At 36.4% G+C, this 13,586-nt stretch carries 11 protein-coding genes; 5 read left to right on the top strand and 6 right to left on the bottom strand.

Annotation, left to right across the window (positions count from 1 at the left end):
• The first annotated feature begins 25 nt into the window (after window positions 1-25).
• A complete protein-coding gene (locus PXG98_RS15415; RefSeq protein ID WP_276392612.1) occupies window positions 26-1,198 on the top strand; it encodes a 2-isopropylmalate synthase in 1,173 nt (390 codons plus the stop codon).
• Window positions 1,199-2,317, top strand: a complete 1,119-nt coding sequence (gene leuB / locus PXG98_RS15420) for a 3-isopropylmalate dehydrogenase (RefSeq protein ID WP_276392614.1) — start codon at window positions 1,199-1,201, stop codon at window positions 2,315-2,317.
• Window positions 2,318-2,342: 25 nt separating this feature from the next.
• Here leuB and PXG98_RS15425 read toward each other — a convergent pair whose 3' ends face one another.
• The gene (locus PXG98_RS15425) at window positions 2,343-3,566 is read right to left on the bottom strand and encodes a peroxiredoxin family protein (RefSeq protein ID WP_276392616.1); all 1,224 of its coding nucleotides are present in this window, start codon (window positions 3,564-3,566) and stop codon (window positions 2,343-2,345) included.
• A gap of 126 nt (window positions 3,567-3,692) precedes the next feature.
• On the opposite strand from PXG98_RS15425, the gene pheT reads away from it, so the two are divergent.
• The gene (pheT, locus tag PXG98_RS15430; RefSeq protein WP_276392618.1) at window positions 3,693-6,125 is read left to right on the top strand and encodes a phenylalanine--tRNA ligase subunit beta; all 2,433 of its coding nucleotides are present in this window, start codon (window positions 3,693-3,695) and stop codon (window positions 6,123-6,125) included.
• Between the two features lie 5 nt (window positions 6,126-6,130).
• Here the strand turns inward: pheT and PXG98_RS15435 are convergent, their stop codons facing one another.
• A complete protein-coding gene (locus PXG98_RS15435; protein WP_276392620.1) occupies window positions 6,131-6,673 on the bottom strand; it encodes a fasciclin domain-containing protein in 543 nt (180 codons plus the stop codon).
• A gap of 201 nt (window positions 6,674-6,874) precedes the next feature.
• Between PXG98_RS15435 and PXG98_RS15440 the strand changes: the two genes are divergently transcribed.
• A complete protein-coding gene (locus PXG98_RS15440) occupies window positions 6,875-7,594 on the top strand; it encodes a hypothetical protein (protein WP_276392621.1) in 720 nt (239 codons plus the stop codon).
• A gap of 31 nt (window positions 7,595-7,625) precedes the next feature.
• On the opposite strand, the gene PXG98_RS15445 is transcribed toward PXG98_RS15440, so the two are convergent.
• Both PXG98_RS15445 and PXG98_RS15450 read right to left on the bottom strand, forming a co-directional pair.
• Window positions 7,626-8,765 carry a hypothetical protein gene (locus tag PXG98_RS15445; protein ID WP_276392622.1) on the bottom strand — a complete coding sequence of 380 codons (1,140 nt, stop codon included), beginning with the start codon at window positions 8,763-8,765 and terminating at the stop codon, window positions 7,626-7,628.
• Window positions 8,766-8,792: 27 nt separating this feature from the next.
• Window positions 8,793-10,421 (bottom strand): ABC-F family ATP-binding cassette domain-containing protein, encoded by a 1,629-nt coding sequence (locus PXG98_RS15450; RefSeq protein WP_276392624.1) that lies wholly within the window; start codon window positions 10,419-10,421, stop codon window positions 8,793-8,795.
• 175 nt (window positions 10,422-10,596) lie between these two features.
• Between PXG98_RS15450 and PXG98_RS15455 the strand changes: the two genes are divergently transcribed.
• Window positions 10,597-11,982 carry a TlpA family protein disulfide reductase gene (locus PXG98_RS15455; protein WP_276392626.1) on the top strand — a complete coding sequence of 462 codons (1,386 nt, stop codon included), beginning with the start codon at window positions 10,597-10,599 and terminating at the stop codon, window positions 11,980-11,982.
• Between the two features lie 36 nt (window positions 11,983-12,018).
• Here PXG98_RS15455 and fsa read toward each other — a convergent pair whose 3' ends face one another.
• Complete coding sequence (gene fsa / locus PXG98_RS15460) at window positions 12,019-12,672, bottom strand: fructose-6-phosphate aldolase (protein ID WP_276392628.1); 654 nt, start codon at window positions 12,670-12,672, stop codon at window positions 12,019-12,021.
• A gap of 60 nt (window positions 12,673-12,732) precedes the next feature.
• Window positions 12,733-13,542, bottom strand: a complete 810-nt coding sequence (locus PXG98_RS15465) for an SDR family oxidoreductase (protein ID WP_276392629.1) — start codon at window positions 13,540-13,542, stop codon at window positions 12,733-12,735.
• Window positions 13,543-13,586: the final 44 nt, after the last annotated feature.

The raw sequence follows: 13,586 nt of genomic DNA on the forward strand, positions 1-13,586 counted from the left end.
AGGTGACCAAAATTAGGTAAAAATAATGAGTAAAGATAAAGTAGATATTTTTGATACAACCCTCCGTGACGGGGAACAGGTGCCAGGATGTAAATTGGACACAAAACAGAAGCTTGTTATTGCCGAAAGGTTAGATACACTTGGGGTGGACATAATTGAAGCCGGCTTTCCTATTTCTAGCCCGGGTGACTTTAAATCTGTAGATGAAATCGCCAAAATTGTAAAGAATGCCACGGTATGCGGACTAACACGTTCGGTAAAAAAAGACATTGAAGTTGCCGCAGAAGCTCTGAAACATGCTAAAAGACCAAGAATCCATACGGGAATAGGTACCTCGGATTCTCATATTCAGTTTAAATTTAATTCTACCAGAGAAAAAATATTAGAGAGAGCTGTAGAGGCTGTTAAGTACGCTAAGACCTTTGTAGAGGACATAGAGTTTTACGCCGAAGATGCCGGAAGGACGGACAATGAATATTTGGCCCGAGTTTGTGAGGCCGTGATCAAGGCTGGAGCTACCGTCTTAAATATTCCCGACACCACTGGATACTGCTTACCTCATGAATATGGCGCAAAAATGAAATACCTTAGAGAGAATGTGAAAGGCATAGAGAAAGCTACCTTATCATGTCATTGCCATAATGATCTGGGTCTTGCCACAGCCAATTCTATTGAAGGAGTGATAAATGGAGCGCGTCAGATAGAATGTACCATTAATGGTATTGGAGAAAGAGCAGGTAATACATCCCTGGAAGAGGTTGTAATGGTACTAAGACAGCATCCCCATTTAAATCTGGATACGAATATCAATAGCAAACTCCTCTATGATACCAGTCAGATGGTTTCTCAGAAAATGGGAATGATTGTGCAGCCAAATAAGGCAATAGTTGGGTCTAATGCCTTCGCCCACAGCTCAGGAATTCACCAAGATGGTGTTATTAAGAAGCGGGAAACCTATGAAATAATAGACCCGGAAGACGTGGGTGTTAATGAATCCTCTATTGTTTTAACCGCCAGAAGTGGAAGAGCTGCTCTAGCCTACAGAGCGAAGAAAGTTGGTTATGAATTAACCAAGGTTCAATTAGATAGTGTATATGAAGAGTTTCTAAAATATGCAGATAGAAAGAAAGAAGTTTTAGATAGCGATATTCACGAAATCATAGCGTCTAGCCCGGTCAATGTAGAAAGTATTGTCTAAATGAAACTTAGCATAGCCCATTTATCAGGCGACGGCGTTGGTCCGGAAGTAACGAAACAAGCCGTAAAATGCCTTCAAGTGGTCGGAGAAATTTTTGGGCATAAAATTAACTTTAAAGAAGCACTTGTAGGGGAGGTTGCAATGGCTAAAACGGGTGAGGCCCTCCCCGATTCTACCCTAAAACTATGCAAAGAATCAGACGCCATCTTATTTGGGACGGTTAGAAATTCCAAAAACAATCGTGATTTAGATGGAATAATGAAGCCCGAAAGTGGCCTTATTAAACTCCGAAAAGAGTTAGAATTATTTGCTAATATCCGACCTGTAAAAGTATTTCCATCCTTAATAGAAAAATCACCTCTTAAGAAAAGTGTTATTAAGGGTACCGATTTTGTGGTGTATAGAGAACTAATTGGAGGTATTTATCACGGAGACAAAAGCATTAATAAAGAAAAGACTGTAGCCACCGATGTCTGCACCTATTCCGAGAGTGAAATTAGCAGAATAGCACATCTTGCATTTAAGGCCGCCAAGGTAAGGCGTAACAAAGTAAGTTTGGTAGATAAGGCAAATGGCTTAGAAACCTCAAGGCTATGGCGAAGGGTTGTTAACAAAATCAGTGAGAGTTATCCGGAAGTAACTTTAGAAGAACTGTTTATTGAAGAAGCAGTTATGGAAATGATATTGAGACCAAAGCAATTCGACATACTTCTTACCAGCAATATGTTCGGAGATATACTTTCTGATGAAGGTGGTGTTATTGGCGGATCCATTGGTCTTCTACCCTCAGCCTCTGTAGGGGATAAATATGCACTTTTTGAACCAATTCATGAGGTACTTCTTCATCAAAAAGGCACAAACAAGGCTAATCCCATAGCTTCGATTCTTTCTGCTGCTATGATTTTAGATCATTTTGGTTTGGATGAAGAATCCAGAGCTATTGTAATTGCCGTCTTAAAATCGATGAAAAAAGGAATTGTCACTCCAGATATTGAAAAGGAGAGTACCTATGGCACAGAGGAAGTAGGTGATTATATAGCTTCCAAAATTACAGATTCTGAAGAAAACCTCACGTTTAGCCGTGAAAATATTTGGTTGGGTAAATCAACAATTATCTAAAGAAAATATTCCCAAGAACTGAGAATTACTCTTCTTTTGCCAAAAGTTCGACGAAAGCATGGAACTCTTCTTTAAATTCTGTGTATTTAACTCCTGTGGCAGGCCCATTAAAACCCGTATGTATTTTACGAACATTTCCCTTTTTATCAATAAAAATAGTAGTAGGGTAAGACAAAACATGGTTTAACATCGGTAACTTTTCATTGGCCTTAGTTTTACTTGAGCTGCCGTACTGCGCTAATAATATTGGATATTTAACCTCAATTCTATCTACCAGCCTATTGATTGCCTTATAGGCCAGCTCTTTTGTTTTTGCATATTCAAATGCCAAGGCTAATACTTCTACATCAGAATTCTGATTAGCCTCTAAATATTGGGATAAGAATTTAGTCTCATCTAAACAATTTGGACACCAAGTACCCATAATTTGTATAACTACTACCTTATTATTATACCTCTCGTCTTTTAAAGAAACTAGGTTGCCACTGGTATCAGGGAAAGAAAAGTCTATTTTTTCATAGCCTTGGTTAAGAAAAGTTAAAGAGGCTTCATCAGGCAATTCAAAACCTTCATTCCTAGTGGCGAAAAATGGCTCTTTAAAGTGGTTTCCAGAATAAAACATTCCAGTTAAAGAACTGTCGTTAACTTTTGCTTTAAACAAAAAGGCGTGCGCTCCATCAAATGTAGAAAGTAAAAGACTGTCACCACTAATTCCACCTTCCAAATATCTATAATCCCCTGTAGTGGTTCTGAAGGTTCCCGAAACTATATTGTTCTGTTGTGTAAAAATACCTTTTGCCTCATATTCACCCTCTGAATCCGCACTAAAAATAGCCTCCCATATTCCTGAAATATTGACTTCAGGGTCTTTCTTGATTCTAAACCTTGTACTATCTCCAAACCTGGCTGTAAATGGTACAATTCTATCCAAACTCTCTTTAATAAAACTTCCAGAAATTACGGAATCATTAAAAGTTCCGCTAATATATCCTTCAAAAACAGGCATTTTTATTTGTATACTATCTCCGTTGATTTCAATTTCATCAACGACGACTACCTCCCTGGCATTAAATATTTCCACTTTATAATCACTGGCATCTCTGGTTACCGCAAAGTTAAAGGGAAGTTGCTGATTGTCTAAAGTAGTCAAATGTGCCCGCCAAATGCCGCTTTTTAAAGTATTATCCTTTGGAGCAACACAAGCAAACAGCATCAAAAAAACACAAATTACTAGAAGAAAAAACTTCATATAAATTTTCTTTAAATCTTTTGCGAAATAACAACTAAAATCCAATAATAAAAAATAAACTCTTTAAGGCAAAGAGTGTTGAATGTGTTCCTGCTTTGTTTTATCTTTGCAGGCTAAAACTATCCAATGAAAATTTCCTATAACTGGTTGAAACAGTTTCTAAAACTTAATTGGGAAGCAGAAAAAACCGGTGAACTTTTAACTAATCTAGGTCTTGAGGTAGAGGGTATTACAAAATTTGAATCTATTAAAGGAGGTTTAGAAGGACTGGTTGTAGGACATGTTCTAAAATGCGAACAACATCCTAATGCCGATCGACTAAAACTTACTTCCGTTGATATAGGAGACAATAGTCCAAAACAAATTATCTGTGGGGCTCCGAATGTAGCTGCTGGGCAAAATGTTGTAATTGCTACTATCGGTACAGTACTTACTTCTATAAAGGGCGAAGAACTAAAGATCAAGAAAGGTAAAATACGAGGGATAGAAAGTCATGGGATGATCTGTGCAGAAGATGAAATCGGAGTTGGAGACAGCCATGAGGGAATCATAGTTCTAAGTGATAGTTTATTACCCGGAACACCATGTGCAGAAGTATTTGAATTAGAGATTGACGAGGTTTTTGAAATTGGCTTAACTCCAAACAGAGCAGACGCTATGAGTCATCATGGAGTAGCCCGAGATATTAAAGCAGGTTTAAAACAACGAGACATACATACCGAACTTATTACTCCATCGATAAGTACTTTTAATGTTGAAAACAGATCTTTAAAGATCGATGTTAGTGTAGAAGATTCCGATCTAGCGCCGAGATACTGCGGTGTTACCATTAGCAATCTAATTGTACAACCTTCCCCACATTGGTTAAAAAACAGGCTCAGAGCTATAGGATTACAGCCTATAAACAACGTAGTTGATGCCACTAATTATGTTTTACATGAGCTTGGTCAGCCTTTACACGCTTTTGATGCTGATAGGATTCACGGTAAAAAAATAATCGTAAAAAGATTAAAATCGGGCACCAAGTTCATGACACTGGATGGAGAAGAACGACTATTGAGCGAAGAGGATTTAATGATCTGCGATGATGAAAAACCTATGTGTATTGCTGGGGTGTTTGGAGGGATAAATACTGGTGTTACGGAAAACACCACCTCTATATTTTTAGAAAGTGCTTACTTCGATCCTGTTACCATAAGAAAAACAGCTAAGAGACATGGGTTAAATACAGATGCTTCTTTTAGGTTTGAAAGAGGAATTGATATAAATAATGTAGAGTATTGTTTACAAAGAGCTGCTTTACTCATTAGAGAGATTGCCGGAGGTTATATCACCTCGGACATTGTAGATCTATATCCACGAAAAAAAGAAGATTATGAAGTTTTTCTCTCCCTCGATAAAATTAATAATCTAATTGGTCAGGAAATCCCAGGAGATACCATCAAATCTATATTAGCCTCTCTAGATATACAGGTTAGAAGTTCTACAGAATCTGGTCTGGGTCTTGTAATTCCTTTCTACAGGGTCGATGTGCAAAGAGAAGTGGATGTTATCGAAGAGATTTTAAGAGTTTATGGGTACAATAACATAGACTCCAAAGAGAAACTAACGGCTTCGATTGCTTCAAGCACAAGGTTTGAGGATTTTAAAATTCAAAAAATTGTAGGAGACTTATTAGCCAATAAAGGATTTTATGAGATTTTGACGAATAGTCTCAGTAAACCTGAATATAACACACTATCAAACGACAAAGTAGAAGCAGACAATGCAGTTACTATGTTAAATCCTTTGAGCAATGATCTTTCGGTTCTTAGAAAATCTATGCTTTTTAGTGGGTTGGAAGTAGTGTCTTATAATATTAATAGAAAAAAGTCTAATCTGTTACTCTTTGAATTTGGAAGTACCTATAAAATGGTAAACGAGACTTATCATGAGGCAAAACACTTGTCGCTCTTAAGTACCGGAGTACGAAGCGAAAATCATTGGAAAAAAGAAGCAGTGTATTCCGATTTTTACTTCTTAAAAGGCATTGCTGAACAAGTCCTAAAACGTGTAGGGGTAAGTGGTTATGAGATTGAAATAAAAAGTTTACCAAATTATCAGGAAAGTATCGTTTTTAAGTCAGCCAATCAGGAGATTGTTCGTATTGGAATAATTAAAAAAGACATAAGTTCAAAATTTGATATTAAACAAGAGGTGATTCAGGCCGATTTTAATTGGGATACTGTTCTAATGCTCCTAAAAAAAAGGAACGAGGTATTGTTTAAGGACATACCAAAATATCCCGAAGTAAAAAGAGACCTTGCATTGTTAATCGACAATGACATTACCTTCGATGAAATCCAGCGACTTGCTTTTAAAGCAGAAAGGAAGTTTCTAAAAGGGATAAATCTTTTCGATGTTTATACGGGTAAAAACCTCCCTCCTGAGAAAAAATCTTATGCCATTGGATTTAGGCTACAAGATGAAAGCAAAACACTTACGGATAAACAGATCGACAAAATAATGAGGAAAATACAGACCAGCTTAGAAAAAGAAGTTGGTGCAAAGCTTCGATAGATTTGCTAGTTTGCCCGAATCACATTATCAATGATATGGACAACACTAGTTCCATAATTTTTATCTGCTGACATAATTTTTGCTTTATTTCCAAAACAATCCGTAAGAACAATATCTGTCCCTTCCATAGACGCTATTAATTCGTTTCCTTGAACCGTTTTAAAACGGGCCATACCATTACCTCTAGACATTGCTCTTAGTATAGAAGAAGCCGTCAACTTACCAGCCACCATATGATAAGTTACAAAAGAAAACAGGGCTTTCTTGTTTTCAGGTCTTAACAGAGTTTTTAAACTCAAATCGGACTTATGGATAAGAGATGCATCGTTAGGCGCAAAAATAGTAAAGCTATGTGCATCTTTTAAAACACCTAGGTCTAAGGATTTAAAGGCAAGTTTCAGTACTTCCAAATACTTAGATCCAGTAGCAACTGCAGACAACTCTAATGGATATAGCTGCTCTGTTTTTACAGTTTCTTTAAACTGACACTCCCCATTATTATAAAAAAGAAACAAAAACATCAAAATGAAGGGGAATTTTAGAGACATGGATCTATTTAGAATAAAGATAAATTATCGATGAAATACACAGTTATTCCGACAAGATACTCGAAAACTTGATTAATCAGTTGGAAAATACCACAGGTCTATTTCTTTTAACATAATGTTAACATTTGAAATATCCTGGCCAAAATTGACTTCACAAAGAGTTATTCTTATTTTTGAGTAATTGCTAAAAAAAAGAAAAAGATGCTATTTAAATCTACAAATATCGAGGAACGTCTCGGGAGGACTAAAAGTGACCAAGTTCTTGAAGATAAATTGATTAACGAGGTGAATGAAATGCTGAGCAGCACCTCTACAACTGGTGAAAAAATACTTGAAAAACTTGCCGCACCCTCAGCTACAGTTATCAATAATTTTAATTTTGATTTATTAGATACCTCAAGAATATATCATATAGATCAAATTAAGGAAATATGTATTTCATACCGGCTGCGATTTTTAGACAGCAAGTACTTTAAAGGCGTAATCCCTCATACGGCAATTGAGGAAATTGAAAGGCTAGAAAAAGTGCACAATTCAAAACTAGAAGGCTTTAAGATAATGGCACCCTCTAAACTTTTTAAACTAGAAGATAAAGATGATCCACTTTTATTTGCTCCCATAGGTAAAGAATATTATTATTTGGTGCACAAATGGGGTAACGATCTGCATCCTTTTAGAAAAGCCCTTGTATGGCCTTTTAGGAATATAATGAATCTCAGTCTTCTAGTGGTCTTAATTAGTCTTTTAACAACCTCTTTGGTACCCTCAGGTTTATTTTCCAAGAATGAAGGTCTTGCCGAGTTTATGATTGTATTCTTTTTTATGTTTAAGTCTATTGCAGCTGTAGTTATATTTTATGGCTTTGCACTGGGTAAAAATTTTAATCCAGCCATTTGGAAGAGCAAGTATTTTAATGCTTAAAAAGCTAAATAAACTCTACCAGTTGCTAGATTTATTCTGAGTAAATGTATAAGGGTATACCATCTAAATTCGTTTGGTCGACCATCTTTGGATTTGGAGCGGGTTTAATTCTTATTAAACCACCTTTATTTGGGTTTTGTGATTTTTGATACCCTATAAGCATCAGATTATTTTTAGAATCGTAAGCCACCGCCGTAGTATTTCCAATATCAAATTCAAAACGTTGTTCTTCTTCTGTTAAAAAATTCTCATAATAGTAGAGTATCGTAGTATTTCTTTCAAAATCAAAAACAGCCGGAATCTGAGGGTATAAGGTGCCATTCAAGTTCGTAGAAGAGGCAAAATATACTTTGCCATCAGGGCCAAAATGATGTATTTCTGTTTCACCCAAGTGTGGTTCGGTACCTGCTAAATATCGAGTAGATGACAAAATATCCAGTGTAATTGTGGAGTATACATTGTGAAGATCGGGGTAGGTAATTATCAAATTATTATTTGGTGTTCTAATGAGTCTTTCCACTTGATCTCCCAGATTAATCTCTACTATCCATTCTTTTTTCTGCAAATCAAAAACCTGCACAGAGTAAACATTACCTAGGGTTATGTCTTCCACTAAAACAAACAAACGTTCATTGGCATATACAAGCTGAGTAGGTTTTTTATCCATTTCAAAATCCTCAAAGCCGCTTTCCAAATCCTTATTATCCACCAGTCTCAAATAATATTTTTCATCCTTTAAAAAGTCTCCTGGCAATGAATAAAGGACGAAAAACCTTGTCTCTGCAGTTTTAATAGCATAAATCTGTCTGTCACAGTTCTTTGAATCCTTAAAAAAGTAAAATTCGTTCGAAGTATCCTTGTCTAAATCATAATTAAGTAGTTCGCCAGTGCAGTCCAACGTATTCTTATAGAATAATGCCTGATCTAAAGAAAAATTGGTTAATACAGGCATGGCAATACTTTCGAAGGCCTGACTACGGTTGCTTGCCAGGATGTTTTCTTTATCTGCAATTATATTTACTTCAGAAAGGATGTCGTCTGATGTTTGCAGGATAGAATAGTTTACATCAACATTCTGTGCGGTCGTTATGGGGTTTTCTGAAACCCCATCCTTTGAACAGGCAGTGAGTAGTAGACATAAAACGGTGATAAATTTCGCATAAAGACGCATAGGCGAAGGATTTGGGATCCCAATTCGCTATACCTGCACTGCGTACATTTTTTCTCTTTGTGCCTTGATAGCTCTATCGGACATATAATCATCAAACGTTAAATATCGGTCTATAGTATCTCTTGGCGTCAGTTCTACTATTCTATTCGCCACAGTTTGAGCGAATTGATGATCGTGTGTTGTAAATAGCACAGTGCCTTTAAAGTTATTCAAGGAGTTATTAAAAGCGGTAATACTTTCTAAGTCCAGATGATTTGTTGGTTCGTCGAGCATTAATACATTGGCACGCATCATCATCATACGGCTAAGCATACATCGAACCTTTTCTCCTCCAGATAAAACGGTACATTTCTTCAGTGCCTCTTCCCCACTAAAAAGCATTTTTCCTAAAAAACCTCTTAGGTAAACTGCTTCTTTTTCCTCTTCGGTTTTGGCCCATTGTCTAAGCCAATCAACTAAATTTAAATTTTCTCTAAAGAAATTAGAATTATCGGCCGGCAAATAAGACTGGGTTGTGGTTATACCCCATTTAAAGCTTCCTGAATCTGCTCTTCGATTGCCATTGATTATCTCATAAAATGCGGTTGTGGCTCTGGAATCTTTAGAAATTATTGCCACCTTATCTCCTTTTGCAAGATTTAAATTTAGATTTTGGAATAAGAGTTCTCCATCTTCAGAGGAAGCAGACATATTTTCTATATTTAAAATCTGATCCCCTGCTTCTCGTTCTCTATCAAAAATAATAGCCGGATATCTTCTGCTCGAAGGTTTTATATCATCTATTTTTAATTTCTCCAGCATCTTTTTTCGCGAAGTCGCCTGCTTACTTTTTGCAACATTAGCGCTAAATCGTTGAATAAACTCTTGTAATTCCTTTGCCTTTTCCTCGGCCTTTTTATTTTGCTGTGCCCTTTGTCTGGCAGCTAACTGGCTACTTTCGTACCAAAATGTATAATTACCGGAATAGGAATTAAGCTTTCCAAAATCAATATCAGCAATGTGTGTACAAACCGCATCTAGAAAATGTCTATCGTGTGAAACAACAATTACAGTATTTTCATATGAAGCCAAGAAATTCTCTAACCACCCAATTGTTTCAAAATCTAAGTCATTTGTTGGCTCATCCATGATCAATACATCCGGACTACCAAAAAGTGCTTGAGCGAGCAGTACCCTTACTTTAAGTTTCGAATCAATATCAGACATTAACGAATAATGAAGGGCCTCGGAGATACCTAAATTAGAGAGCAAAGTTGCCGCATTAGTTTCTGCATTCCAACCATCCATTTCTTCAAATATTACTTGCAGCTCCCCTATCCTATCGGCATTCTCGTCATTATAGTCTGCATAGAGGGCATCTATTTCTTTTTTTACCTTAAAAAGAGGCTTGTTACCCATAACCACAGTTTCTAAAACAGTATGTGTATCATAAGAATTATGATTTTGTTCCAAAACCGACATCCTGCGACCCGTTTCTAAATACACGTGTCCTGAGGTTGGATCGATGTCTCCAGCGAGAATTTTTAAAAAAGTTGACTTCCCGGCGCCGTTGGCACCAATAATACCGTAACAGTTTCCTTGCGTAAAACTCACATTTACTTCATCAAAGAGTACTCTTTTGCCAAATTGCACGGAAAGATTAGATACGGATAGCATTTTTTATGTTTTAAAAATTTCGGCAAAAGTACTAAAATTACTGCAATTTAACCACCTGGTATCGTTCTGAATTCTAGACAAATTGAAATAATGTTTAGAAAGATTTAACTGTGCATTAACAGCAGTGCCCTTGGGGATTATTTAATTTTACCGATTAGAAGTGAGCCGAAAATATATGAATAGAACTTTACTTTATTTTCTTTTACTCATATTAGCAAGTTGTCAGACGGCAAAACAGGATGGAACATCTATTTATTTTGCTGGTGAAATTGTTAATCCTACCAATGACGAAATAGTCCTTTATAAAGGTGACCTGGTCGTTGATACCGCACAGCTCGATGGAGAAAATCGATTTGCCTTTGAATTGGATACCATAGAAGAGGGTTTATATCATTTCTATCACGCCCCGGAGGAACAATATATTTACATAGAAAAGGGGGATAGTTTGCAGATCCGTTTAAATACTGTAGACTTTGATGAATCCCTCGTTTTTTCTGGCTCAAACGAGGTAGTAAACAATTTTTTGGTGGAACTGTTTTTAGCTATGGAACAGGAAGAGGAACTGGTCTACTCCTATTATGCGCTAGAACCTCTAGAGTTTGTCATTAAAATTGATTCTTTAATGGATATTAAATTAAAGAACTTAGACGCGCTTATAGAAGAAAATGAATTAAGTCCGTCCGCCTATAAACTCGCCCATGCCGGTATTATTTATGGCTCTTACATTTCAAAAGAAGCATACCCTTTCTATCATAAGAAAAAGAATAAAGATAAAACCATTCACGACCTTCCGGATAATTTTTATGATTACCGCAAGGAAATAAACTATAACGGAAATGGTTTAACATATTACAGACCATATTACAACTTTATGAAGTACCATTTAGGAAACCTCTCCTATATGAGTTGTAAGAAAGACTGCGCCATGAAGCCTGAAGAAATGGGCAAACAATTACATTTTAATCAGCACAAGCTAAAACTAATAGATAGTTTAATTCCAGAAAACGAACTCCGGGATAATCTATACAGAAATGTTGCGTTAGACTATCTTCTTAAATATGATTCAGAAGAAAATATCGAAATTTTTATTAATGATTTTCAAAAGCTTTCGGGGAATAACAGGCATATGAGGGAAATAAATAACCTCTATCAGGGTATCAGAAATTTGCAGCCACAACATGATTTACCAGAGGTTTGGGTGCAAGATGTTGATGGCAATAGCGTGTCTTTACCAGAAATTGGCAAAGGAAAAGAGGTAGTCTTCTACTTTTGGTCTGGTCCAGAGCAAAGACATTTTCACAATATGACCAGACGAATAAACTATCTCAAAGAAAAATATCCTAACTATATGTTTGTTGGAATAAATGTGCGTACCGACAAATCCAAATGGATGAATATTCTAGAAACATCTAATTTGAATAAAACGGAACAATTTTGGACCAAAGACTTTGAAGATGTTGCGCATACACTTGTGATATACGATCCAAATAGAAGTATTATTACAAAAGATGGTAAAATTGTAAACGCTTTTGCAAATGTTTACAGATCTTTTCCTGAGTAACACACCAAATAAGTCCGAAATTTGGAATAGCCTTTCTTAATTCCCTTTTTGGTAGTCTGCTAGAAACTTAGCCAATCCAATATCTGTAAGTGGATGCTTTAATAAGCCTTCAATTGCAGACAATGGCCCTGTCATAACATCGGCTCCTATCTTCGCACAATCTATAACATGCATAGTATGTCTTACAGATGCAGCGAGAATCTCAGTTTCATAGGCATAGTTATCATAAATATGTCTTATTTCTGATATTAAGTTTAAACCATCTGTTGAGATATCATCTAATCTACCTATAAACGGTGATACATATGTGGCTCCTGCCTTGGCAGCTAAAAGAGCTTGGCCAGCGGAAAAGACAAGCGTACAATTGGTTCTGATACCTTTATCGGTAAAATACTTTAGGGCCTTTACCCCATCTTTTATCATCGGAACTTTTACAACTATCTGCTCGTGCAATTCAGCAAGTTCCTCTCCCTCCTTTATCATACCGTCAAAATCAGTAGAAATTACTTCAGCCGAAACATCCCCTTCTACAATAGTACAAATATCTACATAGTGTTTTAGAATGTTATTCCTTCCGGTAATTCCTTCTTTAGCCATAAGGGAAGGGTTTGTAGTTACCCCATCCAGGACCCCTAAGGCTTGTGCCTCCTTAATTTGTTCTAAGTTTGCTGTATCGATAAAAAACTTCATGGTCTATTTTTTTGAGTGTTAAATGCACTTGAAATTTACTTTCAAGAAATTACTGTAAAACTACAACTTATAATGCTTTAATAATAGGCGTTCATATACTTTATCAGGAAGAACATTTTTCAGAAAAAGAGAAAACTTCTGAAGTGCGTTCCCCACTGCATAATGAACTTTGGGTTTTCTAGTATTAATTATTCTATAGATTTTCTTTGCTACCAAGATAGGATCTTCTCCTTCATCCACATGGTCATCGATGAGCTCTAAGGTTTTCTTATAAGGCTGTTCATAAGCCGAATCCTTAATTACAGGGGCATGATATCTTCCAGAGGCAATATTGGTTGCAAAATCCCCAGGAGCAACATTGGTTACTTTGACACCAAAATCTTTACACTCCATCCTGAGTGCTTCCGTTAATATTCCCAATGCTCCTTTAGAAGTAGAATAAATAGCTCTATAAGGCAACCCCATAAATCCAGCGATAGAAGTAACGTTTATTATTAATCCCTCCTTCTGTTTTCTCATGGATGGCAATACCGCCTTTATCATCCTAATTGGTCCATAAAAATTGGTCTCAAACACCTTATTCATCTCCTCTAAAGAAGTTTCTTCTATGGGGCCGGTAATTCCAATACCCGCATTATTTATAAGAACATCAATCCTATCCTCCCGTTTTAAAAGTTCCTTAATCAGCGTATTCGCGGCATCCCTGTCTCTTACTTCTAACTTTAACAGTGGAAATGAAGTGTGACTTTTATAATTCTCTGGATTTCTACTGGTTCCGTAGACAGTAAAGCCCTTAGACTTTAAGAAAAGTCCAATAGACTTACCTATACCTGATGATCCACCAGTAATTAATACAACTTTCTGTCTCATAACTGAGGCAAAGAAACAAAAAAGCATCATAAAACGGATTCTAT

Origin of the sequence: Eudoraea chungangensis, assembly GCF_029360665.1 — a bacterium.
Classification (GTDB): domain Bacteria; phylum Bacteroidota; class Bacteroidia; order Flavobacteriales; family Flavobacteriaceae; genus Eudoraea; species Eudoraea chungangensis.

What these genes read in the sequence shown, in the direction of transcription:
- PXG98_RS15415 (WP_276392612.1), top strand. Translation starts at nt 26, where the DNA reads ATGAGTAAAGATAAAGTAGATATTTTTGATACAACCCTCCGTGACGGG.
- leuB (WP_276392614.1), top strand. Translation starts at nt 1,199, where the DNA reads ATGAAACTTAGCATAGCCCATTTATCAGGCGACGGCGTTGGTCCGGAA.
- PXG98_RS15425 (WP_276392616.1), bottom strand. Translation starts at nt 3,566, where the DNA reads ATGAAGTTTTTTCTTCTAGTAATTTGTGTTTTTTTGATGCTGTTTGCT.
- pheT (WP_276392618.1), top strand. Translation starts at nt 3,693, where the DNA reads ATGAAAATTTCCTATAACTGGTTGAAACAGTTTCTAAAACTTAATTGG.
- PXG98_RS15435 (WP_276392620.1), bottom strand. Translation starts at nt 6,673, where the DNA reads ATGTCTCTAAAATTCCCCTTCATTTTGATGTTTTTGTTTCTTTTTTAT.
- PXG98_RS15440 (WP_276392621.1), top strand. Translation starts at nt 6,875, where the DNA reads ATGCTATTTAAATCTACAAATATCGAGGAACGTCTCGGGAGGACTAAA.
- PXG98_RS15445 (WP_276392622.1), bottom strand. Translation starts at nt 8,765, where the DNA reads ATGCGTCTTTATGCGAAATTTATCACCGTTTTATGTCTACTACTCACT.
- PXG98_RS15450 (WP_276392624.1), bottom strand. Translation starts at nt 10,421, where the DNA reads ATGCTATCCGTATCTAATCTTTCCGTGCAATTTGGCAAAAGAGTACTC.
- PXG98_RS15455 (WP_276392626.1), top strand. Translation starts at nt 10,597, where the DNA reads ATGAATAGAACTTTACTTTATTTTCTTTTACTCATATTAGCAAGTTGT.
- fsa (WP_276392628.1), bottom strand. Translation starts at nt 12,672, where the DNA reads ATGAAGTTTTTTATCGATACAGCAAACTTAGAACAAATTAAGGAGGCA.
- PXG98_RS15465 (WP_276392629.1), bottom strand. Translation starts at nt 13,542, where the DNA reads ATGAGACAGAAAGTTGTATTAATTACTGGTGGATCATCAGGTATAGGT.